This is a genomic window from Pseudoalteromonas luteoviolacea, from assembly GCF_018100925.1.
Taxonomy (GTDB): domain Bacteria; phylum Pseudomonadota; class Gammaproteobacteria; order Enterobacterales; family Alteromonadaceae; genus Pseudoalteromonas; species Pseudoalteromonas obscura.
Genome location: NZ_JAGJEH010000006.1, coordinates 445,884 through 469,158, shown reverse-complemented (window position 1 = coordinate 469,158; position 23,275 = coordinate 445,884). Strand labels below are relative to the sequence as shown.

Annotated in this window: 20 protein-coding genes; 11 read left to right on the top strand and 9 right to left on the bottom strand. The window is 43.2% G+C overall.

Annotated elements, in window-relative coordinates:
- Positions 1-130: 130 nt before the first annotated feature.
- The 5 genes from J8M00_RS28470 to J8M00_RS15615 form a co-directional block, all read right to left on the bottom strand.
- Positions 131-256, bottom strand: coding sequence for a hypothetical protein (locus J8M00_RS28470; RefSeq protein WP_282099812.1), 126 nt, complete (start codon positions 254-256; stop codon positions 131-133).
- 1 nt (position 257) lies between these two features.
- Complete coding sequence (locus J8M00_RS15630; protein ID WP_211011452.1) at positions 258-506, bottom strand: hypothetical protein; 249 nt, start codon at positions 504-506, stop codon at positions 258-260.
- Positions 507-696: 190 nt separating this feature from the next.
- On the bottom strand, positions 697-1,149 hold the full coding sequence (locus J8M00_RS15625) for a DUF3299 domain-containing protein (RefSeq protein ID WP_417714807.1): 453 nt from the start codon (positions 1,147-1,149) through the stop codon (positions 697-699).
- 55 nt (positions 1,150-1,204) lie between these two features.
- Complete coding sequence (locus J8M00_RS15620) at positions 1,205-2,542, bottom strand: ABC transporter permease (RefSeq protein ID WP_211011450.1); 1,338 nt, start codon at positions 2,540-2,542, stop codon at positions 1,205-1,207.
- Positions 2,539-3,225, bottom strand: coding sequence for an ABC transporter ATP-binding protein (locus J8M00_RS15615; protein ID WP_211011449.1), 687 nt, complete (start codon positions 3,223-3,225; stop codon positions 2,539-2,541). The genes J8M00_RS15620 and J8M00_RS15615 overlap by 4 nt, the downstream gene beginning before the upstream one ends.
- 195 nt (positions 3,226-3,420) lie before the next feature.
- Between J8M00_RS15615 and J8M00_RS15610 the strand changes: the two genes are divergently transcribed.
- Both J8M00_RS15610 and J8M00_RS15605 read left to right on the top strand, forming a co-directional pair.
- On the top strand, positions 3,421-4,521 hold the full coding sequence (locus J8M00_RS15610) for a phosphoribosylaminoimidazolesuccinocarboxamide synthase (protein ID WP_211011448.1): 1,101 nt from the start codon (positions 3,421-3,423) through the stop codon (positions 4,519-4,521).
- Positions 4,522-4,982: 461 nt separating this feature from the next.
- Positions 4,983-7,295, top strand: coding sequence for a bifunctional diguanylate cyclase/phosphodiesterase (locus tag J8M00_RS15605; RefSeq protein ID WP_211011447.1), 2,313 nt, complete (start codon positions 4,983-4,985; stop codon positions 7,293-7,295).
- Between the two features lie 5 nt (positions 7,296-7,300).
- On the opposite strand, the gene J8M00_RS15600 is transcribed toward J8M00_RS15605, so the two are convergent.
- Positions 7,301-8,314 carry a glycosyltransferase family 9 protein gene (locus tag J8M00_RS15600; protein ID WP_211011446.1) on the bottom strand — a complete coding sequence of 338 codons (1,014 nt, stop codon included), beginning with the start codon at positions 8,312-8,314 and terminating at the stop codon, positions 7,301-7,303.
- A 93-nt stretch (positions 8,315-8,407) separates the two neighbouring features.
- Here J8M00_RS15600 and J8M00_RS15595 point away from each other — a divergent pair, with 93 nt between their 5' ends.
- Entirely contained in the window at positions 8,408-9,238 is an 831-nt protein-coding gene (locus J8M00_RS15595) for a sulfurtransferase (protein WP_211011474.1), read from the top strand.
- Positions 9,239-9,257: 19 nt separating this feature from the next.
- Here the strand turns inward: J8M00_RS15595 and J8M00_RS15590 are convergent, their stop codons facing one another.
- Positions 9,258-10,451, bottom strand: coding sequence for an ROK family protein (locus J8M00_RS15590; protein ID WP_211011445.1), 1,194 nt, complete (start codon positions 10,449-10,451; stop codon positions 9,258-9,260).
- A 196-nt stretch (positions 10,452-10,647) separates the two neighbouring features.
- Between J8M00_RS15590 and J8M00_RS15585 the strand changes: the two genes are divergently transcribed.
- Genes J8M00_RS15585 through J8M00_RS15570 form a run of 4 tightly spaced genes read left to right on the top strand, consistent with a single transcriptional unit; the run spans position 10,648 to position 13,800 of the window.
- A complete protein-coding gene (locus tag J8M00_RS15585; protein WP_211011444.1) occupies positions 10,648-11,754 on the top strand; it encodes a substrate-binding domain-containing protein in 1,107 nt (368 codons plus the stop codon).
- Positions 11,741-12,676 carry an ABC transporter permease gene (locus J8M00_RS15580; protein WP_211011443.1) on the top strand — a complete coding sequence of 312 codons (936 nt, stop codon included), beginning with the start codon at positions 11,741-11,743 and terminating at the stop codon, positions 12,674-12,676. The genes J8M00_RS15585 and J8M00_RS15580 overlap by 14 nt, the downstream gene beginning before the upstream one ends.
- Positions 12,673-13,458 carry an ATP-binding cassette domain-containing protein gene (locus J8M00_RS15575; RefSeq protein WP_211011442.1) on the top strand — a complete coding sequence of 262 codons (786 nt, stop codon included), beginning with the start codon at positions 12,673-12,675 and terminating at the stop codon, positions 13,456-13,458. Before J8M00_RS15580 ends, J8M00_RS15575 begins: the two co-directional genes overlap by 4 nt.
- Before the next feature lie 24 nt (positions 13,459-13,482).
- Positions 13,483-13,800: a hypothetical protein gene (locus J8M00_RS15570; protein WP_211011441.1), complete on the top strand. Its 318-nt coding sequence runs from the start codon at positions 13,483-13,485 to the stop codon at positions 13,798-13,800.
- A gap of 23 nt (positions 13,801-13,823) precedes the next feature.
- On the opposite strand, the gene J8M00_RS15565 is transcribed toward J8M00_RS15570, so the two are convergent.
- Positions 13,824-14,792: a class 1 fructose-bisphosphatase gene (locus tag J8M00_RS15565; protein WP_211011440.1), complete on the bottom strand. Its 969-nt coding sequence runs from the start codon at positions 14,790-14,792 to the stop codon at positions 13,824-13,826.
- 159 nt (positions 14,793-14,951) lie between these two features.
- Here J8M00_RS15565 and J8M00_RS15560 point away from each other — a divergent pair, with 159 nt between their 5' ends.
- Entirely contained in the window at positions 14,952-17,378 is a 2,427-nt protein-coding gene (locus J8M00_RS15560; RefSeq protein WP_247687400.1) for a zinc-dependent metalloprotease, read from the top strand.
- A gap of 68 nt (positions 17,379-17,446) precedes the next feature.
- Here J8M00_RS15560 and J8M00_RS15555 read toward each other — a convergent pair whose 3' ends face one another.
- A complete protein-coding gene (locus J8M00_RS15555; protein WP_211011439.1) occupies positions 17,447-18,403 on the bottom strand; it encodes a methylenetetrahydrofolate reductase in 957 nt (318 codons plus the stop codon).
- 288 nt (positions 18,404-18,691) lie between these two features.
- On the opposite strand from J8M00_RS15555, the gene J8M00_RS15550 reads away from it, so the two are divergent.
- The 3 genes from J8M00_RS15550 (at position 18,692) to J8M00_RS15540 (ending at position 23,274) form a co-directional block, all read left to right on the top strand.
- The gene (locus tag J8M00_RS15550) at positions 18,692-21,577 is read left to right on the top strand and encodes a M16 family metallopeptidase (RefSeq protein WP_211011438.1); all 2,886 of its coding nucleotides are present in this window, start codon (positions 18,692-18,694) and stop codon (positions 21,575-21,577) included.
- A 206-nt stretch (positions 21,578-21,783) separates the two neighbouring features.
- Complete coding sequence (gene cysE, locus J8M00_RS15545) at positions 21,784-22,605, top strand: serine O-acetyltransferase (RefSeq protein ID WP_036976872.1); 822 nt, start codon at positions 21,784-21,786, stop codon at positions 22,603-22,605.
- 48 nt (positions 22,606-22,653) lie between these two features.
- Entirely contained in the window at positions 22,654-23,274 is a 621-nt protein-coding gene (locus tag J8M00_RS15540; protein WP_211011437.1) for a hypothetical protein, read from the top strand.
- Position 23,275 lies beyond the last annotated feature (1 nt).

Genomic DNA, 23,275 nt, shown 5'->3' with positions numbered 1-23,275 from the left:
TAAAACGGCTCATTTCACCTTACGCAAAAAGAGCGCTCTCACTTCGTTCGCTGTCGCTAACCTTTTGCACTCTAGACCCTGAATCAAGTTCAGGGTGACGAAAAGGGTGGCGGCCTTAGCAACTGTTAAATTAGTTCATTTCACCTTGCGCAAATTGAACGTACTCGCTTCGCTCACTGTCGTTACATTTTGCACGATATTCACCTTGCGCAAAAGAACCGTACTCACTGCGTTCGTAGTCGGTAGCCTTTTGCACGTTATTCACCTTGCGCGAAAAGAATGTCAGCGCTTCGCGCTGTGTAATTATCCTTTCGCACGATATTCACCTTGTGCAAAAGAAGCGTACTCACTGCGTTCGCTGTCGCTAGCCTTTTGCACCATAGGCCCTGAAGCAAGTTCAGGGTGACGGCTAGGTTGAGTGCCGTGTCACATTGGGTAAAACGGCTCACTTCACCTTGCGCAAAAGAACCGTACTCACTGCGTTCGCAGTCGGTAGTCTTTCGCACGATATTCACCTTGTGCAAAAAGAGCGAATTCACTGCGTTCATTGTCGCTAGCCTTTTGCACTCTAGACCCTGAAACAGGTTTAAAGTGACGAAGAGAGGGGGAAATTGTTTAAGAGAGCTTAGTTATCGGTGAGGTAATAAAGTAGAGTTATGGGAGGTGGAGGAAGTATCGAACTTCCTCATTATTTAGTTAAAGTTCAAAAGGAGCAACACCAACTGCTTTCATGGTATAGCCTGTTTGTGCTAACTCGCTTTTATGACTTTCTACTTTAATAGTGCCAGTCACTGTAATTGCGTCATACAAGCTATCTATGGGCACGCCATTTTTAATCTTTACATGAACAATTTGATTTGGTGGTGGAGGGGGCACGTGGATGCAGGCTCCAAAGTAGGGCACTAATAAAAATTCAGTAATGACCTCACTGTTCCCCTCTAAAGGCACGACAAACCCTGGAAGGCTAACACTTTTTCCATCAAGCGCTTTTACTACAGGGGCGTCTAAGTCGGGCTGTACCCAGTTTTTATCATCGCCATCATGACTGGCGGCTTCTTGATTACTGATTTGTTCATGTCCTTCTGGGATTAAATCATCCCAAAATAACTCTTTAGGTGGCGCTGCGGCAGCTGCGAAAGATATAAACATCACCGCAGTTAAACCTAGCCAAGACGCCAAGCGAATTGAATTCATAGAAAACCTCTTAAACTTTGATACTCATACCATCATTGAGTGAGTAAAAATATGCTCGTACAGCTGGAATTGCCCCCATCAGTGTACCTGAGACCATGATAACGCTAAGTAATACGAGTTCATAGTTACTCAGCATTGATATTGAAATTGAAATCCCAAAATGTGCTTGAAGAATGCCTTTTCCTATCAAGATCGCCATGTAAAACATAGCAACACCGATAGCACATCCAATTGTGGTTATGAGTACAGCTTCACTGACCATTAACGTAAATATATGCCTTGGTCTAGCCCCAACAGAACGTAAGATAGCGAGTTCTCTACGGCGCTGACTCAGGGAAGATAATAATGTCGTCAGCATGCCTAGTAAGCTAATTAGTACAACTACAGCTGAAAACAGTAACAGGATTTTCTCAATAATATCGAGCATACCCCAAAGTTCTCTTAAGGTGACACCAGGCATGATTGCTGAGAGCGCTTCTGGCTTATAAATATTGATATTTCTGCGCACTTGCAGCGTATATAAAGGCGAATCAAATCCCATTAAAAAAGCAGTGATCTGTTTTGGTTGGCCAATTAAGTCCCCTAGTTGACTGTCAATAACCTCATGATGCTTGTCATGCTCATGCTCATGCTCATGCTCATGCTCATGCTCGTGATCATGTTGGGCATCAGAGTTACTTTTTTTCCTCATGATTTGCGCTGAACCGTGCTTTGGGCCGTGCATAAGTTCAATTGCCTTTAGAGGGACGTGTACAGTTTTATCTACCGGTGTCCCTGTTGGAGCTAAGATCCCCGTAACAATAAGAGGATTGTCATCATGGTGATGAAAGCTTGTATTACCCATACCGTGTGCGACGATGATTTTTTGACCTAAGTGGTAGTGAAGTTGTTTGGCGACTTCACTGCCGAGTACCACCTCTCGTGCATTATGGAATGGCCGGCCTTGGGAAAATGCTAAGTTCTGTTTGTTACCATAACGATAATACTTGAAGTAGCTTCCATCGCTACCAAGTACCGAAAATCCTCTATGGCTGTCTCCAAGGCTAATCGGTATGGACCAAGCAACCCCTTTCTGTTGTTTTATATACTGATAGCTTTGCCATGACAGCCCATTGTTAGCATGCCCGATACGAAACACGCTAGAAAGCAATAATTGAATGTCTCCGGTCCGAGCGCCAACTATTAAGTCAGTGCCAGAAATGGTGCTGCTGAAACTTTGTTTTGCTTCTTGCCTTACCCTTTCTATAGAAAGCAGTAACATTACGCTAATGGCGATGGTGAACAAGGTCAGTAACACGCTTGCTCTTCGGTTTGAAATACTCTTAAACGCGAGGGTCATTAACTTCATAGACTCGCTCCATTTATTCCATTTAAGCTAACTTGGCGGTCGAATAGACTCGATAAACTTTTATCATGGCTGACAAATATGATGGTTGCTTGGTAGTGCTCTGCCTGCTCAAAAAGTTGATTGATAAAAATATCTCTATTGTCGGCATCGAGTGCAGAGGTAGGTTCATCGGCAATGATAAGTTCAGGTTGACCGATAAATGCCCGTGCTGCTGCAACACGCTGTTGTTGCCCGATACTTAGTTCGCTAACGGCGCGATTTTGACACGATGTATCGAGTCCCAGCTCTTCAAGTAAAATACATGCTTTTTTCCGAGCACAGATACCCTGCGTTTTTAAATTAGCTTGTCTACGCCGAGAGAAGTTACAGCCGAGCATCACGTTTTCCAATGGACTCAGGTAAGGGAGCAAGTTGAAGTTTTGAAATATAGTGCCAATGTGATCTGCTCTAAATTTGTCTCTTTTGGCGTCATTGAGTTTAGCTAAGTTTTCATTCAGTATGGAAATACTGCCTTTTTGGGCTGTTTGAATTCCGGCAAGAAGACTGAGCAGCGTTGATTTTCCACTACCACTTGGACCGTGCAAAAAAAGCTTTTCGCCTTTCTCGATATTTAGCTCGTCAATAATAAGGGTTGGTTTTGACTGGCCCGGCCAGCTGAAATTGAGATCTGAAATTTGGATCATTTAAACATCTCTTAGTACCGAGTTTCAATAATAGTATCCCAGAAGCTTGTTCGACTGAACCAAGTTACGCTAGGTTTGCCTTGGAATGCGGTAAACAATTGTGATTTTTGCTGCGCTCGACTATTATACACCCCTCTAACCCCCTCTGTATTATGCGTCCTTTAGCAAGACGCAGCCGTTCTCTATGGAGATACAATGAGTAGCTACAAAGTTCTAGACGTCAATGACGATCTACCAATTCGCACCAAAGGTGCAGTTCATAGTGGTAAAGTACGTTCGGTTTATTGGTTAACCGACCAAGATAGTGCCAGATTAATCGAAGAAAAGGGCTATGATGTGCCTGCTGGAACAGAGTTGGCAATCATGGTGATTTCTGACCGTATTTCGGCATTCGACTGTATTTGGCAGGGTGAAAACGGTTTAAATGGTGTACCAGGAAAAGGTATTGCCTTAAATAGTGTTGCAGCCCACTGGTTTAAATTATTTGATGAAGCAGGGCTTGCTGGTAATCACATTGTTGATATTCCTCACCCATATGTGTGGATTGTTCGCAAAGCAAGTACTGTGCGTGTAGAAGCCATCGCACGTCAATATATCACTGGCAGCATGTGGCGAGATTACAGTAAAGGTGTTCGCGAGTTTTGTGGCATTCAATTACCTGAAGGATTAGTGGCACACCAGAAATTAGATGACGTTTTAATTACCCCATCAACAAAAGGCATTATTTCAGGTGTTGATGGTGTACCGGAAGTGGACGATGTAAATATTACTCGCAGTAATATTACAGACAATTTGGATGCGTTTAACTTTCGCTCAGAAGAAGATGTAGCACGTTATGAGCAATTACTCAGTGATGGCTTTAATTTAATTTCAGCTGAACTAAACAAGCTTGACCAAATTTTTGTCGATACAAAATTTGAGTTCGGTTATGTCGAAGATGCGGATGGTGCGACACGGCTTATTTATATTGATGAAGTCGGTACGCCTGATTCTTCGCGTATCTGGGATGGCCCTGCATACCGAGATGGTAAAATCGTTGAGAATTCGAAAGAAGGCTTCCGTCAGTTGTTGATAAATAATGTGCCGGACAGCGACGTTTTATTAAATAAAGATCGTATGCCAGAGCGTGAAGCATTGGCAAAATCATATCAGCTTCCGCAAGAGGTTATGATGTCAGTGTCGGATACCTATGTTGGGATCGCAAGTAAGATTGTTGGTAAAGAGTTGGTTATTCCTCAAGACCCTCGCGCCGAAGTCATTGAGATCTTGTCTGAGCAATACGGACTTATCGACTAGTTAGCCTCTCTAAAATGCCTAGCAATCAGTGGTTTAAATGATTGTTAGGCATTCGTTCGTGAATTCCTTGATTTTCCCTTCCAAGTCACTTTAACTTAAGATTACACGAAAACCGAGCGTGGCTAAGTTCGCTCCACTATTTGTATCTGTCTCTTCACAAATATCTTTGCTGAGGAGCGCGCAATGTTGACTATACCTGTCAAATAGGCAAGTATCATTTGATTGCTTTCAACTATATTTTGGGTATGCGAATTACTGGTTTATTGGTTAACAACATAAGTATGCTTAGGTCAGCTACGCACTTTAGTTGTGTATTTTTGAAATATTTTACCAAAACAATCGGTCTTTAGATTGGATTAGCCATAACAGTTTGTCGATGAGGGTCGAAAGAGGAAGCGGCAGCATACTGCGTGCCATTCAATGCCTGCTTTGTTAACTCATTGATGTATCAAAGGAACATTATGGGCACAAGTTTTAAAAACAGAATTATTGTACTGTGTGTTGGCCTAGTATTGATAACCGCAGTGGCTAGTCTTGCTGGGTTTTGGTGGTCGACAAGCCAGTTCAAAGAGCGGCAAGTGCAACAGGATATTCAAAAGGCACAAAGTGTTTATCAGCAGTATTTGGTTGCAAGAGAACGTTTGTTGGTGACTGCTGCGTCAGTACTAACACAAGACTTTGGTTTTAAGCAGGCTGTGGCGACTAGGGACGCTTCGACTATAAGCAGTGTATTGTTCAATCATAGCCAGCGAATAAATGCTGAGCTGATGTTGTTATTGGATATGCGTGGAAAGTTGATTTCTACTAATCAAAACCAACTTGAGTTACCGCAAGATATGCGGCCTTTAGTCAAAGAGCTGTTGGCGCATGAAGAACGTTCTGCGTTTGTGGTACTAGACAAAAAACTGTACCAAGCCATTATCTTACCCGTAAAAGCACCTCGCACTATTGCGTTTACAATCGTTGGTTTTGTGGTTGATGAACCCATTGCTGAACAGCTAAAAGGGCTAACGGGGATGGAGATGAGCTTTATCAGTCAGGGCGAGCGGATGAAAGCCAGTTCGATACAGATCCCAGAAGACAGGGATTTGTTTACTCACCTCCATGAACAAAAAATACATCGTTGGTTTGGTGAGTATCCCCTGTACGTAAATGCGGAAGTGGCGCTACCCGCTCTAACTAAAGTGCCCGTTAGTTTAATTTTAAGTGCGGACTTACGTTCTGAATATGAAGAATTTGATCAGTTAGTGCTAACTATTGTTTTTCTTTCTTGTATTACTATGTTGTTTGGTTTTGTTACCAGTGGTTTTTTAGCAAGAAACCTAGCAACTCCCTTGCAGCAACTGACGGTGATGGCAAAACGTTTTGCCAAAGGCGACTACCACGCTCAAATTCATGAAGCTCGTCCGACTAAAGAAATTTGCCAGCTTGTTGACGCCTTTCATGAAATGGGAGATGACATTCAAGCTCGTGAAAAGAAAATCTGTTACCAAGCAAGTCATGACTCATTGACAGGGTTTTACAATCGGACTTCAGCGATGCCTATCTTAGATGCTTTATTTTCTTCAGACCAAGTTTATTACTTATTGGTGCTAGATATAAAAGGGCTTCGTCATATTAATGATAAGCTTGGACCGCGCATAGGAGATAGCTGTATACAGGCCGTAGCGGAGCGAATTGAACAGGTTACAGCGAGCTTTGAAGGACTTAATGTTAGGCTTGGTGGCGATGAGTTTTTAACTGTCTTACAGGCCAAATCACACTCTACCATGGCACAATGTGTAGAAAATTTTTTAGATAAGTTGAATCCCAGCTATACAGTGCATAATTTTGATATTAACTTGCGTTTCAGTGTGGGCGTAGTCAACATTCCCGAACAAGCTGACAATGCAGATGACAGCATCCGAAGAGCGTTAATTGCGGCAGACAATGCTTCTAATGACATCGAAGATGTCTATTTTTACCAAACTGGGGAAGATGAAGCATATCTCGAAAGGTTAGAAATTGTCGATGAATTAAAGCAGGCACTTGCAGAAGATGATGGGCAATTATTTATGACCTATCAACCAAAGCTAAATATGCGTACAGGGCTTGTCGATAAGGTTGAATCTTTGATCCGTTGGAAGCGCAATAATGGCGATTGGGTTTCCCCTGAGTTATTTATTGATTTGGCTGAGCAGTCGGGGTTAATTGTCGACTTAACTCAATGGGTGCTGCGTACAGTTATATCCCAAATATCAATGTGGTCTGCACAGGGATTAACGATGAAAGCAGCCATCAATGTATCGGCACAAGACATCGCCGATGCAGAGTTCATCCCGCATTTGCAATCTATGTTAAGTGCTTATTCGGTGCCAGCAAATCTGATAACAATTGAATTGACAGAGCGCGACATGATTGAAAATGAAGAAAAGGGGATCGCAGCTCTGATCGCACTCAAGGAAATAGGTGTTCATATATCATTAGATGACTATGGTGTTGGTCAAACATCGTTAGGGCGTCTAAAGATGTTGCCGATTGACGAGTTAAAACTAGATAAAGTATTTATATTGAAGTTGGCAGGCTCCCATCAAGACCAATGTATCGTGCGCTCGACAATTAGCTTGGGGCATCAACTTGGATTCTCTGTTGTTGCCGAAGGTGTTGAAGATGTTGAGTCTTTGAAGATTTTAGAGGAAATGAAATGCGATTACGCGCAAGGGTACTATTTGAGTCGCCCATTGAAGGCGGATGACTTTACACAGTGGCTAGGCCAGCATCATAAAGCTGTTTGATAGACTCAGTTTGATGAGTTAATTGCTTTTTGCAGCGCCTGACAAATTTTATCTGGGTTCACGTCTCGGATCATTTGAGAATCACTAAAAGACATAGAGCGATGATGCAATGCAATTAAAGAGTCGCTTTTAGGAGCAACGATAGACCAAGGTGATGTTCCCTGACCTATAATAGCAATGCAAGGTATATTGCACGCTGCGGCGATATGCATAGGCCCAGAATCAATAGAGATCATTACGTCCATCATACCAATTGTATCAACAAGTTCTTCAAGAGACATGCTACCTGCAAGATTGATGACGGTGACTCCTTTGCGTTCAAGATCGCATTTGAGTGAATCCATGTCAGCTTGTTCTGATTGTGCACCCAATAAGTAGAGGTTAGCGTCATGCTGTTCTTTAATGCGCAGCAATAACTCTTGCGATAGATCTTGTGGGTAAAAGCGGGCTCCTTTGACTGATCCCCCCAAATAAAGTGCAACATTGCGTTTATTGAAAGTAAAAGATTTCAGTTTCTTTGGCTGAAGGGTTGGGGCATTAAACTGCTTAAAGGGTTGGCCATGCGGGTCATTGATAAGTTTACAATAGCGGTGAATATAGTGTTCACATTGATTGAGTTTTAGGGCATGACTTAATAGTGGGCTTCTGGCATTTTGTGCATAGCCAACAATAGTTTTGATACCAGACAACCTGATCTGTAGTGCGTCTCTAAAAGATCCACGAAATAGAATAGCCATTGAAAAGTTGTATGACTTAAGTTCGCGGATCATATCGAAAACGCCGTATTGTGCTTTATCACAATAGCGTTTATCAAGTATAAGCTCTAAACCATAGTGTTCTGCACGACTAAACAAGCCCGCCATAAACGGTCTAATCAGCACGCAAATACGCTTTGTTGGGTACAGCTTTTTCAATAGCTCTAAAGCCGGTAGGGTGTTAATCGCATCACCAATAAACTTTGGTAATACGGCTAAAATGGTATCCCCCATTTGGCTTGAATCAATGACTTTACTACCCATATACACTATTTGAGATATTCACTAAAGCTATCTAGTATAGCGTTAGCTGTGTAGGAATTTAACCAAATTTAATCAAATAAGTGTGTGAAAATGATAAAAAACTTAAAAAGTTGTCAGTGGCTTCACGAAAATAGACAAAATGTCATTATTCTTGATTCTGGAATAATAAAGCCGGGAGAATCTGGGGCTTATAAGCCTGACGCTATCATCCCTGGGTCATTACGCTTTGACATTAGTCACACTTTTAGCGAGCACAATACGTCGGTGCCAAACATGATGTGCTCGCGTGAAGTCTTTCAAGCTGAGGTACGCCAACTGAGCATCAATAACGCTGATATTGTGGTCGTATATGATGACAAAGGCTTGTTTAGTGCAGCAAGAGCTTGGTGGATGTTCAAATCTATGGGGTTTGAGCAGGTATTTGTACTCGATGGTGGCTTAAAGCACTGGCAAGCATGTGGTTATCCTACCGTTGCAGAGTATTCACTTGCAGCGAATATTGGTGATTTTACAGCTGAACCCAAAAACGGCTTTTTTATTGATAGAGAAGAGGTGAAAGAGAAAATTGCGTGTCAACAAACCTTACTTATAGATGCCAGAGGGGCACAGCGCTTTGCGGGTGAAGGTACTGAGCCTCGATCTGGTATGCGTCAAGGGCACATCCCCAACAGCGTTAACCTGCCTTATAGCAAATTACTTACAGAACAGGGGCTGTTAAAACCGATGCCGGAGTTAACTGTGCTCTTTTCTCAATTAGGTATTCAGCCGCACGCAAAATCACTGCAATTTAGCTGTGGTTCAGGGATCACGGCGTGTATTTTAGCGTTAGCGGCAACTGAATGCGGTTATTCAGATTTACACGTTTATGACGGTTCTTGGAGTGAATGGGGGAAGCTCAAAGATCTTCCAATTGAAACTGGCTAAAATGCGCAATTTAAGCATACTAGATTGCATGTGAAAAAATACTGCGTTGTAATGCGTTTTCATTCCAGAGAGATGGTGTGTACAGTGTTTGCATATTTTTGCTACTCAACGCCGCATGGAGTGGAAGAGTTGAGACACCGGTTAATGCGATGCTACTGATATTTGGCACCTTAATCAATCTAACTATTTCGCGTTCGCCCATTTGTGAGATAGAGGGAATGAATGGCCTCAGCTGCGCAATGAGACTATCTAGGCAGGCTTCGCTCATATCACTACCAACAATGATTGTTTGGGTATTTAGTAGTGACTCCAATGTATGAATGGCGATACGCATTGGCTCAGTGGCGCGGGCAATCCACTTTTCACTCATAGGGTGTTGTAACGGGGTTAATTCATCGATAGGTATGGCGGCCTCGGCGCTGCTTGCAAGATAGATGCGTAGAGAGTTGAGTGAAACAAAATCATTCAGTGTGCCGAGCTCTCCCGTTTTTTCATTGTGCTCTGGGGTCACAAAAATATCCCCTATGGCACCGGTTAATCCATTTTGCCCCAATAGTACTTGTCTATCGTATACAACAGCAGCTTCTACTTTGCTCCCGATATGAATGTAGATAAAATTATGCAGTGTTTGTGCTTCGCCAAACAGCATCTGATAAGCTGCGCAGGCCGATGCAGTGGTTTCAATGGCGACAGGTAAGTGGAGTAGTTCACTCAATTGAGCCTGTAGTGCTTGATTTTTCTGGTGCTGGGTTATTGCGTCAGCGCTATGGATTTGAATCGAAAGTCCCGCAGCCAATATTTTGTTTTGATTTATTTTTTGATCTTTTGCAAAGCTAGTTATCGCCTCAACTATGGCTGCGGCAGTCGGCTGTGATACAAAATGTTGAGTGATTTTGCTGTGACATTCCCCATTGAGGTAATACACCCCCAGCTCCAGTGAATCGGAAGATATTCGAACTGCGTAAGTAAACGCTGCGTACTTGTTTAAACACAACATTTTCGAGGGTTTACCTGCTCCCTCGGTGCGCTTTACGCCTATTTCTTCAACTAGCTCTAAGGTTAAGAGCTCTTCTACCATATTGGTAATAGTTTGCTTTGTTAACATTGTATTACGTGCGATTTCAGCCCGAGAAATTGGTCCTAGGGTTACGATCTGCGTCAATACTAAACGTAAATTAACGGCTTTATTTTGCTTAGCATTTGACCCTTTCACAGTTTTTCCTTCAATGTTATCTCGAATATCGACCACGTCGTTAGATTGCTTATCTTATTACACAAAGAGTGATTTTCGAATAGTTTAAATTTTTCAGTTTACTATCACAGCACAAAGGGGTTAGTAAAATAAATTGACAAACTATAGCGTGCTGATTATATGTACTAATGTGAGTTTTCATTAAAGGGACTGTTGAATGATGCTAAGTAAGCTGAGGCATTATAAAAAAGCGTGTATCAAGTTGTTTTTGGGTGTTTTGGTGTGTTTTGGTTTCAGTTATCTCGCTGTTGCTAATAGCAGCGACGGCTTTACGCTTACGCGGCAGCAAGAAGCCAAGGTTCAAGATGCAAATCTAACTGCGGTTATGGCATGGCATGGTTCTAGTCCTTGGGTTAATTCGGTCACATTGGGTGCCAAAGAGGAGTTCGAGCGGCTCGGTGTAGAGGTGCTAGCAGTAACCGAAGCACATTATGATCCTGCGAAGCAAATATCTGATTTGGAAACTTTAGCAGCTTTAACCCCAGATATTTTGTTGTCACTGAGCATCGATAGTCTCAGTGCAAAGCCCAGCTATTTACGTTTGACCAAAGCCGGAACACAGCTAGTTTTGCTCAGCAACCCAATTGCCGGGTTTATCCACGGTCAGGATTTCGCAGGTTTGGTTGGCGATAATGTAGACGGCATGGGACGCGCAGCGGCAAACTTGCTTGCACAAGCAATTGATAGCCAGGGGAAGGTAGGGATGATTTACCATGAGGCAGATTATCATATCACCAATAAACGAGATGAAGCCTTTATTGGCGCACTCGAACAATATGAAAATATACATCTCACGGTACAGAAAGGCTTTGTGAAAAAAAGCCAAACCGCACAACTAACAGCAGCGATGTTAATTCAGCATCCAGACCTAAAAGCTATTTATGTTTCTTGGGATGCAGCAGCTGAGGGTGTAATAGAGTCACTTCGGATCGCCAATCGCAAAGATATTAAAGTGATATCGCACGATCTCGGCACCAATAACCTGCTAGATATGGCGCTGCATGGTAATATGTATGGTGCTGTATCTGATCGTCCTCACCAAATCGGTACTCTGATGGCAAGAATTGGCGCTGGTGCGGCAACGGGCGTCAGCACACCCTTTTACACTCAAGTAAACTACAACTCAGTGACGTTTGAAAATATCGCTGAATCATGGCGCCTTGCCTTTAAAACACCCCTGCCGCATATATTACAAAGTGTATTGAATCATTCACATGTGGCAACTACTGACGCGGGACACGGAGAAGATCATGATGCGCATTAAGCTAACAGCACACACGCTTGTTTATTATGCTTTTGCGATAACAATGCTGATCTTTACAGTGCTACTCTCTCATACCGCATTTTTTACGACAGCCAACTTGCTTAATGTATTGATGCAAACGAGCCCTATTGTGGTGATGGCTATTGGCCTGAGCTTTGCTCTTTCGGTCGGACATATTGACCTATCAATCGGTGCAATTGTGGCATTGTGCGGCATGGTTGCAGCTATGTTACTACAGCCCTTTGGGCTCACTATTGCAGTTGCCGCATCGCTGTTACTTGGTGGACTGATTGGTGCGTTCAATGGTTATTTATGCGAGCGTTTGGGTATACCATCTTTGATTGTCACGCTGGGGATGCTTGGATTTCTAACAGGGCTTTCACGACAGCTATCTGGGCTGCAATCTATCCCGATTATAGATCCTCAATTCATTAGTCTTTTTGGTCAAGGTGCTGTGTTGGGTATACCCTCTCAAATATTGTGGCTAGCCAGTCTAGTCTGCTTAGCATATATCATTTTAAATAAACTACGATTTGGCCGTCATTTATTTGCCGTAGGAGCAAGCAAGCCAGCTGCGTATAGTATGGGGCTTGGCGTATCTCGTATCCGAGTTTGGGCAATGGCGTTGTCTGGCGGGTTTGCAGCATTGGCTGGACTGTTATATGCGGGTCGAATGCAAAGCGCGAGATATGCCATTGGCGAGTCCGATTTAATGGCGTTAATTGCTGCGGTGGCTTTAGGCGGCTGCAGTTTATTAGGCGGGAGAGTCAATATTATCGGGGTCTTGCTGGGGGTTTGGCTAATTGGGTGCATTAGTAACGGCTTAATTCTCAGTGGATTTTCTAGCAATGAACAAATGATGGTGAAAGGCATAATCTTGATTGTGGCAGTGGTCGTTACTTCAAAGGTGAATAGTAAATGAAACGCACGGCATTGGACCAAACTGTATTAAAGGTGAGTGGTTTACATAAAAACTTCGATGGTGTTGATGTGTTAAATGGCGTGAGCTTTAACATAAACCGGGGAGAGGTTGTCGCGTTATTAGGTGACAATGGTGCTGGTAAATCGACGCTTGTCAATTGTCTTGCTGGTCGGATACAGCCAAATAAAGGCACGATAGAAATAAATGAACAGGCATTGTTATTAAATTCCCCAAGCGCATCTGAGCAAGCGGGCTTGGCTATTGTTCATCAAGATTTGGCGTTGGTCAATGAATTGAGCGTGATTGAAAATCTATTTCTAAATCGTGAGATTTTGCACTCAAATAAGTTTTTGAGGTTTTTTGGTTGGCTTGATAAAAGCGCCATGGCCAAAAAGGCACAAAAGCTTCTGCAAAGGCTTGGAACATATTTACCTGATCTTAATGCGCCTGTAGCAACCTTGTCTGGTGGTCAAAAACAAGTTATTGCTATTATACGAGCAGTCCATGCAGGGGCCGATATAATAGTTATGGATGAACCAACTTCTGCTCTAGGAGCTGAGCAGTATGAATTTTTAATGTCATTGATCCGACTGCTTAGTTCTCAAGGGATTGCCATTATGCTGATCAGCCATAATTTACATCAGGTGAGTATGTTGTGTGATCGCGCTGTGGTGTTATTTCAGGGTTATTCTGTTGCGGATGTAGCACTCAATGAGGTGGATCAAGCACAGTTACTTGCATATATGAATGGAGCAGTACTTGAAATGGCACAGGCGAGTTAAGTCAATAAGATTTGAGAGGGTAGCGTGAATTATTTTGAAGCTGTATGTGCATTTGCTGAGTTTGGTGTGAATAGAGAAGGCGCCATACAAATTATGCTCAATAATACAGTACAGGTGGGGACTTACAATTTATCGGTGGCAACCTTCAAAGCGGTGTTGCAACGCACAATTGAGGATGAAATCGATGCATCGGATCTGGAATTTTGGGCGACTGTGTTGTTGCAGAGAGAAGAATATGAAGTGGGAGAATTAGAAGGTAGTTTATACGCCTTATCTGATCCCGAGGTGATGGGAGGCATTGACAAGGCCAAGCTAACGCGCTTAATCGCGCTGTTAGATTGACCTAAAATGCAAAGGGCTTTGGATTACTTGTGGTAATTCAAGCAGGCTTCAACTTCGTTTTTGGAACCTAAAATAACAGCAACACGCTGGTGGATTGCATTTGGCTGAATGTCTAAAATACGTTCTTCACCAGTGTGCGCTAGCCCACCTGCTTGCTCAACTAGCATAGCCATTGGGTTTGCTTCATAAAGGAGTCTTAGTTTATAAGGCTTTTCTGGGTTTTTAGTGTCGGCTGGGTAAGTAAATAAGCCGCCGCGGCACAATACGCGATGCACATCGCCTACCATTGCGGCAATCCAGCGCATGTTAAAGTTTTTCCCTCTAGGCCCTTCAGTGCCTGCCAACAAATCTGCAATATACTCTTTCATTGCTGGTTGCCAGTGACGCTGGTTTGAAGCATTGACCGCAAATTCTTGAGTATCTTCTGGAATTTTTGCGAAATCTTCAGTCAATAAGAAGCTGCCATGGGTTTTATCTAATGTAAAGATGCGCGTACCTTTACCCGTTGATAAGGCAAGGGTGGTAGACGGTCCATACAAGACATACCCTGCTGCAATTTGGTTTTTACCTGGCTGCATGAAAATGGCGGGATCAGCAGGATCTGAGCCTTCAGGCGCTTCCATAATAGAGAAAATCGTGCCCACAAGTGAGTTGATATCTGTGTTAGATGAGCCATCTAGCGGGTCAAATGACACTATATATTTGGCGTTTGGGTTGCCAGCAACTGTATAATCTTCCTCTTCAGAAGCAATTGCTTTTACGTATCCAGATTCCAATAGGATGTCTTTGATGAGCTGGTTTGACAGGACATCTAGTTTTTTCTGGGTTTCTCCTTGAATATTTTCATCCAAAGTAGAGCCTAAAACACCTGACAGTGCACCTTGTCCAACTCTAAAAGAGATCTCTTTACAAGCCGCCAAAATTGTACGGATCAGAGAGACTAATTCTCTAGAGCACCCATCTTCAAATAACACCGGTGGTAATCTACGCATATTTTAAATCCTGATAACGTTTGTCGGGTCGCAGTGGTTTTATGTGAGAGAGGCACTGCGAACTGCGCTGAATTTCGTCTTGAATTACTGTTTTTTGTATACAATTTTATATACTAGCTAAAAAACAACCACAAAACATGAAATAACAAAGACACTATTATGATTAAGAGACGCTATACCCCTTATCTCGTTACTGCTTTGTTACTGCCTATGATAACGCATGCGCAGGCAGCAATTAAGTCCATAGACGAATTTACTGATAAGTTTAACCACTTTCCTGGGTTTTACTCGTTTTATGCTGATCAGAACAGCGGGAAAATTTACCTAGATGTTGATAAGTTTTCGCAACCTTTTCTATTGCAACACAGTTTGCCCTACGGTGTGGGGTCAAATGATATTGGCTTGGATCGAGGGCAGTTAGGTGGCAGCCATTTAGTACAATTTGAGCGCTTTGGTGACAAAGTCATGCTGCGTGCAAACAATACCTACTATCGAGCAAGTGCAAATAACGACGCGGAAAAGCAAAGTGTAAAAGAGGCGTTTGCTTCAAGCATTTTGCATGGTTTTAAAGTCGTTGCAGAGGATAGTGACAGCGTTTTGATTGACTATACACCGTATTTAATGTCGGATGTTCACGGTGTTTCTCGCAGATTAAAAGCAACTAAGCAAGGCAATTACAGTTTGGATCCCAGCCGCAGTGCTGTATTTACACCGAGATCCAAAGCGTTTGTACAAAATACGGAGTTAGAGGCGGTACTGACGTTTAAAGGTGGCGAACCTGGCAAGTTTGTTCGACAAGCGGTGGCTGATCCATATTCAATCACAGTCCATCAACGTCACTCATTAATTGCGCTTCCAGACAACAACTATCAGCCACGAGTTTTTCATCCGCAATCTGGGTTCTGGAGCATTGAACATAAAGACTACTCTGCACCACTTGGCAGCTCGATGTATGTTCGTTATATACCGCGTCATCGCCTAGAGAAAAAGGACCCAACAGCAAAGGTATCAGAGGCTGTAAAGCCAATCGTATATTATTTGGACCCAGGTGTGCCTGAGCCTGTTAAAACGGCTTTATTGGAGGGCGCTCGCTGGTGGGAGCAAGCTTTTGAGGCAGCAGGTTATAAAGGCGCATTTGAAGTAAAAATGTTGCCAGAGCATGCCGATCCAATGGATATTCGCTATAACGTGATCCAGTGGGTTCATAGAGCCACGCGAGGCTGGTCATACGGCGCATCTATTATCAACCCGCTTACAGGGGAGATTATTAAGGGCCATGTAACTTTAGGTTCGCTGCGTGTTCGCCAAGACATTCTTATTGCTGAAGCGCTGGCTGCGCCATTTAAAAATGGAGATGAAGCAACGAAAAAGCTACATGATATGGCGTTGGATCGAATTCGTCAGCTCAGTGCTCATGAAATCGGCCATACTTTGGGAATAGCCCACAACTTTGCTGCGTCGGCTGACGGTCGCGCTTCAGTTATGGACTACCCACATCCACTTGTACAATTTACAAATAATGGTCAGTTAGATGTGAGTCAAGGGTACGCTTCTGGCATGGGTGCGTGGGACATTCAAGCTGTTAAGTATGGATATAGTGACTTCAGAGCCGCTGATGAGGCGGAGGAGCTCGCGCAAGTAATACGACAAACAAAAGAGCTGGGATTGGAGTATATTTCAGACGCAGATGCTAGACCGCAAGGGGGAGCGCATCCTACAGCCCACCTATGGGACAATGGTGAAGACCCGATCACAGAACTGCGCCGTGTAATGGGGATCCGCAAACAAGCCCTAGGACATTTTGGTATTGAAAATATCAAAGCAGGTGTCGCGCTTTCACAGCTAGAAGAAAAGTTAGTCCCGCTATATTTGTTCCACAGGTATCAAGTGGAGTCTGTGGTCAAGCTGATCGGCGGGGTTGACTATGAATACGAAGTAAGGGGCGAAGGAGTCACAAAAGGCGCTGAAGTGGTTGCGAAAGAGCAGCAGGTCGATGCGTTAAAGTCGTTGTTAGAGACCTTATCGCCTGAGGCGCTGGCTGTACCTGAAGCAATCCTCGCTTTGATCCCTCCTAAGGCCTATGGTGAAGCGCGCAATCGAGAGAGTATTCACGGCCGCACCGGTTTAACATTGGACGCAATGGCATTGCCAGAAATGGCAAGCCAACATACATTGAAGCTTCTATTAAATGCTGAACGCTTAAATCGAGTGGCGCAACAGCACGCACGTAACAACCGATTTTTAGGTAGCGATGAAATCTTCAATCAAATTCACAAGCAAATATTTAATGCAACCCCTAAGTCACCAATGGCGAAAAAGCTAAATGATCGTGTACAGTATTTAACGGCATATAGAATGGCCAATTTAAGTAGCAGTGATAAAGTTGCTCCAGAAGTACAAGCACAGTTACGCTACTATCTGAGACAAATTGCAGCGGACTCAACTGAGCAATCACTGTTTTCTAGCCCCACCAAAGCGCAAGCCTTCGAGCTCTTCTTGGGTGAGCATATTCAGCACTTCTTGAAAGAAGGTGAATGGCCAGCAAACTATTCACCACTGTCCATGCCGCCGGGTTCACCAATCTAATCGCTTTTAATTTAGATACAAAAAAGCCCCAATTAAGGGGCTTTTTGCTACGAGAATGAAAGTTGTGACTAAGCTATTTGTTTCTCTGCTAATTGCAGTTCCATGGTTGCTTTTAACAGTCTGTATAAGTTAATAGACGCGTCTATTTCTTCTTTACGGTTTGTTAAGCTCTCAATATTCAGTCCCAGTGGAATATTGAGGTGCGCGCAGCTGCGCAAAATCAGGTCGAGATTTTCTCGACAAATTTTAATGGACTCATTAAGCGTGTTTTCTGCATCTAACATGCGCCATTTAGTCGCCTCAGGAACAGAGATACCTAGCCACTTCATAAACTCAAGGGTTTTCTCTCCGCCACAAGGAGTAAATGTTAAAATAATGCGCTTTGGTTCAAGCCCTTGCTGGCGGCATGTACGTGCATAGCTAGTTAATAAGTCAATACTCGCCTGTGCATCATACACTGCTTGTGAAATGAAGTACTCACAACCCTTGGCCGTTTTATCGATTAACCGCTCATGTTCATTGCGTTTATTGGCATGGCGCTCAGCGATTGTGACGCCACCCAAGAAAAAGCGCTCAGGGTGCGCTTGCAACGTTTGGTAAGCTTCTGGTAAGCCTAATTTGATATCACCTTGTGAAGAGGGGCTGCCAACCAGCACTAAATTGTTCAGGTCGAAGTCTTGTTTGGTTTTATGTAACCATTGATTGAATTCTTCGCGGTCCCGCTGTGCGACGCTCTTGTATGTAATGACATCAAGTTTAGAGAGATCTCGCACCAATTTACTGTATTCACAGGGGTCAACTGTTTGTTTAAATGGAAATGGTCTAGGCACTTGTGTACGACTGCTTTCATCTTGAATATCGTAAATTATGACACCGTCATATTCGATTTCATGCAATCTATCTAATAACTTAGTCGCTATGGTATGTAGTTTTTCACTGTCGGTACCTAACTTTGGTGGCGTAGTACCAATCAAGTATACCCCTTGATTCGGGTCTAATATTTTCTCTTGTAGCGATAAAGCCATGTGTCTCATTCCCACTTAATTCACCGTAGTAGGATAAATATAGCAGCCATTTAGACGTCTAGATAGATTTTTTTATTGAATTTATTTCATTAAAGATGAATTTTTTTCATGGTTATTGATATTACTCACTTTTAAGTTGTGCAAATTTAATCCATAGCTAATCGTTTTTTTTAGGCTTTTATCGTGAAGCATAAGACTTTTGCTAGCTATAAGGCATAATCGGGGCATTGACCTACGCTATAAGCGTAGGTACTAAGACAACAAAGATTAAAAGTATTAGGGACACTTATGAAATTTAAGCTTTTGGCTACCAGTTTGGCTGTGACACTGGCATTGACTGGCTGCGCTTCTAATAACGCAAGTAATGCGTCAAGTCTTCAAAGTGATGCAAAGACAGTGAAACAAGTGACTGAAAACAAAGTTTTCTCTCATGATTATGTAATCGAAGAGCTAAGCAATGGCTTGCGCGTCATGGTCGTTAAAACAGATTACCCTGATGTCGTATCTTTGCAGATCCCAGTATCAGTGGGGTCGCGCAACGAAATTGAAGAGGGTAAGACTGGGTTTGCACACTTTTTTGAGCATATGATGTTCAAAGGCTCAAAAAAATATCCTGAGGCTGTATATAAAGATATCATCAAAAATTCAGGCGTAGATAATCGTGCTTACACAACCAATGACTACACCAACTACTATCTGAGCTTTTCTAAAGAGCATTTGGATAAGGTACTTGAAATTCAGGCTGATATTTTCCAGAACTTACATTTTAGTGAAGAGCAGTTTCGAACAGAGGCACTGACAGTAAAAGGTGAATATCTTAAAAATAACGCCAACCCCATCCGCAAGTTATTAGGTGCGGTGCGCGACAAAGCATTTGATGAACACACCTATAAACACACGACGATGGGCTTTTTTGAAGACATCGAAGCTATGCCAGATCAAATGGCTTATGCTGATCTATTTTTTGAGCGATTTTACAAACCTGAATATGCAACCATCATCATCGTGGGTGATGTTGATCCAAAAGCGACCATAAAAAAGGTGAAAAAGCATTGGGGTGAATGGCAGCGAGGCGAGTATCAAGCAGAGATTCCTGTGGAGCCAAAACAGCAAGAGGCAAGGTATCAGCATGTTGTTAATGAAGGTCAACCGGGACACTGGTTATTGGTATCTTACAAAGGTCCTGCTTGGGAACCGACACAAAAAGACCGAGCTGCAGTGGATTTGATTTCCGAGCTCTATTTTTCAAAAAACTCTAAGCTGTATCAAGAGTTGGTTGTAGACAAACAAATTGCCACGCAATTGTTCACTTATAATGCTGAAACTAAAGATCCGGGTTTGTTGCATGTTTTTATCAAAGTTGAAGATGAAAAAGATTTAGTCACTGTACGTGACGCAGTTAACCGGACTTATGCAACAGCGCGTACCGAGTTAGTCGATGAAGAAAAACTTGCAGCATTAAAGTCAAATCTCAGATATAGCTTTGCAAACGACTTAGACTCTTCTAAAGCAATCGCATCTATGTTGGCAAGTTATGTACATTTCGAACGAGATCCTGAAGTGATCAATCAAATCTATGCGACCGCAGATACAGTCACGCCTGAAGACATTCGCAGCATAGCAAATAAATATTTTGTAGATTCAGGCCGCAACACTGTGACTATGTCTGCGAAAGCAAAAGTTGAAGGGTTTGATCGCGAAGTTGCACTTGATGCGCTTAGTGCACAAATGGCGCAACCTGCAACGCAGCACTTTACGGTTTTAGATAAAACATCCAATTCTCCACTGGTTGATGTGAACTGGTTATTTTATACCGGTGCAGCAGCAGATCCTGAAGGCAAAAAAGGTTTAGCGGCTTTGACAGCTGCCATGTTAGCCAAAGGGGGCAGTGCGACCAAATCGTATAAAGAAATTAAAAAAGCCATGTATCCGCTTGCAGGAAGCTTCTCACATCAGGTAGATAAAGAAATGATTGCACTGCGTGGACGTGTTCACAAAGACAATGCGCAGCAGTGGTATGGGTTGGTCAGTGAGCAGTTACTGAACCCTGGATTTAGAGAAGATGATTTCAATCGTTTGAAAAAAGAAATGATGGATAGTATTAACTCGGACTTAAAGTCGTCCAACGATGAAGAGCTGGGTAAAGAGGTACTCTATCACAAGCTTTATCAAGGGCATGCGTACGCAAGTTTAAATTTAGGCGACCTGTCTGATTTAGAGGCTTTGACATTGCAAGATGTGAAGGAGTTCTATCAACAGCAGTTTACTCAAGCTAAATTAAACCTCGGTTTAACAGGGGCTCTGAGTGACGAATTAAAATCACAGCTTATTGCTGATTTGACCAGCCTTCCTAAAGGGCAAGATGCGCGGCTCAATGTAGCCGATGCACCTAAACTAGAAGGGATCCACGCAACTGTGGTTGAGAAAAATGCGAAATCAACGGCAGTGTCTTTTGGTTTTCCTATCGATACCATTCGCAGTAGCAAAGACTGGACAGCGCTTTGGTTAGTAAGGTCATATTTTGGAGAACACCGCAATGCAGGCGCATACTTATTTGACCGAATTCGTCAAACTCGTGGTATGAACTATGGTGATTATGCTTACATTGAGTATTTCCCGCGCGGTATGTACCAGACGTTACCTGATGCAAATTTAGGGCGTTCTGAGCAGATTTTCCAGGTATGGCTGCGCCCGCTACGTTCGAATAACGATGCGCACTTTGCAACTCGAGTGGCAGTATACGAACTGGATAAGATGATTAAGCAGGGGATGAGTAAAAAAGACTTTGAGGCAACTCGAAACTTCCTAAACAACTATGTACCTCAGCTGGTGGCAAGTCAGGATAGGCAGCTTGGTTATGCGTTGGACAGCCAATTTTATAATACGGATGAATTTGTTAGTTTAGTGCGCTCAAACTTGGCCAGCTTGACGTTGGCGGATGTAAACCGAGTGATCCGTGACAATCTGCAGACCGACAACATGCACTATGTATTTGTTACCGGTGACGGTAAAGATATGAAGCAGCGTTTAGCCAATGAGCAAGTGTCGCCGTTAAAATACAATGTCAAAAAGCCGCAGTCGCTATTGGATGAAGATAAAGTTATTGAAAGCTATAAGCTATCAGTTCCGGCCAACAATATCGAAGTGATCCAAGTCCAAGATCTGTTTAAGTAACCTACCTTGAACTGCAATCTTAAACGCCCCGCTAAATCGGGGCGTTTTTATTTGTCAGAGGTCAGTTGCACCCAAGGTAAAAAAACACCATTATAGGAACCTTCGGTTATAATTAATAACTAGAAATTTGCTGCTTACTAGTGCTATCGCAGAGTGATGCGCGCTAAGATAAGCAAACGATGGTATATGAAAGACATGTGGTGATTATGAGACACGAAATTTGGCAACAATTGAGAGAGGAAGCACAAGAGTTGGTGCAAAGAGAGCCATTGCTCGCCAGTCACGTATATTCGAGTGTGCTCAATCATGAATGTTTGGGAGCTGCGCTCAGTTTTATTGTTGCAAATAAACTTTCTGATGCCGTGGTGTCTGCATTTACTATTCGAGAATTGTTTGATCAGGCATTTGTTGATTGCGAGCGAATGTTAACTCATGTTGCTCATGATATAAAAGCTGTTAAAGATCGAGACCCTGCTGCCGATAGTTATCTTAACGTGATATTAAACTTGAAGGGTTTCCATGCATTACAAGCACACCGTCTCGCATACTGCCTGTGGCGACAACAGCGCAAAGAGCTCGCCCGTTTTATTCAAAGCCGCACCTCTGAAGTTTTTGGCGTTGACATCCATCCTGCTTGTAAAGTCGGCCATGGTATTATGCTTGACCATGCGACTGGTATAGTCATCGGTGAAACCGCTGTTATTGAAGATAACGTATCTATCTTGCAGTCGGTTACGCTCGGGGGTACTGGCAATGAGCAAGGGGACCGACATCCAAAAATCCGCGCAGGTGTTTTGATTGGCGCTGGGGCTAAAGTACTGGGCAACATTGAAGTAGGAGAAGGCGCGCGTATCGGTGCCGGCTCGGTGGTTCTAAAAGCAGTTGCACCACACACCACAGTCGTTGGTGTGCCAGCAAAAGTCGTTGGAAAGCCAAATTGTCCATGTCCGGCAGAAAGCATGGACCAAAACTTCTTGGATGACACGATAAGTCGCATTAATGATTCTCACACCAGTGCAATGTTATAGCGAATTCAATTGCGCATGCGGACTACAATAGCTCTGGGATGTGCTTTTTTGGCAGGGGGATTGCTGACGTGTGCTTACTATGAGTTATATGGTGTAAAGCAGCCTGAATCCTTTCATCATGCCGCCGCTTCAATAGAGGGCGTTACCATGGACGAGGCTCACCCCCCTGAGTCTTCTGGTGACAATGAAAAACCAAATGAAACCTCCTTGGTGCCAACAGAGCCCGCAGAGACAGCTGATCTACGTCTTATCAATCAACAGCTACAGCAAGAAAATAAACGCATTAAGGCGCAACTAAATGCGCTCGCAACCAAGTCTATGACGAAGAAATCAAGTCGCAATGTGCCAAAGCAGTTGCAAAGCATTTTTGAGCATCAAAGGCGTGATGATAACTGGGCTTCTGAAGTTGAGCTGTTTGCGGAAGATTTCCTTTATGAAGCACAGCTGCACGATACCATCAATTTGTTATCGGCAGAGTGTAAACTGCACGTGTGCCAATTAAATTTCATCGCGCCGGAAGGCGAACCACAATGGCAACAGCTTCACACTGCCTTACTGCGTATGCCATGGATGAAGCAATTTAAAACGGTGGCAGCAGTGCAAAATACTCAAGCAATGCAAATCCACCTCAGTTTAAAAAGTAGTGATGAGCTGAGCCGAGAATATTAAT

Excerpts from the sequence above, each read along its gene's own strand:
- J8M00_RS15605 (WP_211011447.1), top strand. The coding sequence starts at position 4,983 with ATGGGCACAAGTTTTAAAAACAGAATTATTGTACTGTGTGTTGGCCTA.
- J8M00_RS15625 (WP_417714807.1), bottom strand. The coding sequence starts at position 1,149 with ATGTTTATATCTTTCGCAGCTGCCGCAGCGCCACCTAAAGAGTTATTT.
- J8M00_RS15610 (WP_211011448.1), top strand. The coding sequence starts at position 3,421 with ATGAGTAGCTACAAAGTTCTAGACGTCAATGACGATCTACCAATTCGC.
- J8M00_RS15620 (WP_211011450.1), bottom strand. The coding sequence starts at position 2,542 with ATGAAGTTAATGACCCTCGCGTTTAAGAGTATTTCAAACCGAAGAGCA.
- J8M00_RS15565 (WP_211011440.1), bottom strand. The coding sequence starts at position 14,792 with ATGCGTAGATTACCACCGGTGTTATTTGAAGATGGGTGCTCTAGAGAA.
- J8M00_RS15575 (WP_211011442.1), top strand. The coding sequence starts at position 12,673 with ATGAAACGCACGGCATTGGACCAAACTGTATTAAAGGTGAGTGGTTTA.
- cysE (WP_036976872.1), top strand. The coding sequence starts at position 21,784 with ATGAGACACGAAATTTGGCAACAATTGAGAGAGGAAGCACAAGAGTTG.
- J8M00_RS15550 (WP_211011438.1), top strand. The coding sequence starts at position 18,692 with ATGAAATTTAAGCTTTTGGCTACCAGTTTGGCTGTGACACTGGCATTG.
- J8M00_RS15560 (WP_247687400.1), top strand. The coding sequence starts at position 14,952 with ATGATTAAGAGACGCTATACCCCTTATCTCGTTACTGCTTTGTTACTG.
- J8M00_RS15600 (WP_211011446.1), bottom strand. The coding sequence starts at position 8,314 with ATGGGTAGTAAAGTCATTGATTCAAGCCAAATGGGGGATACCATTTTA.
- J8M00_RS15555 (WP_211011439.1), bottom strand. The coding sequence starts at position 18,403 with ATGGCTTTATCGCTACAAGAGAAAATATTAGACCCGAATCAAGGGGTA.
- J8M00_RS15585 (WP_211011444.1), top strand. The coding sequence starts at position 10,648 with ATGATGCTAAGTAAGCTGAGGCATTATAAAAAAGCGTGTATCAAGTTG.
- J8M00_RS15615 (WP_211011449.1), bottom strand. The coding sequence starts at position 3,225 with ATGATCCAAATTTCAGATCTCAATTTCAGCTGGCCGGGCCAGTCAAAA.
- J8M00_RS15580 (WP_211011443.1), top strand. The coding sequence starts at position 11,741 with ATGATGCGCATTAAGCTAACAGCACACACGCTTGTTTATTATGCTTTT.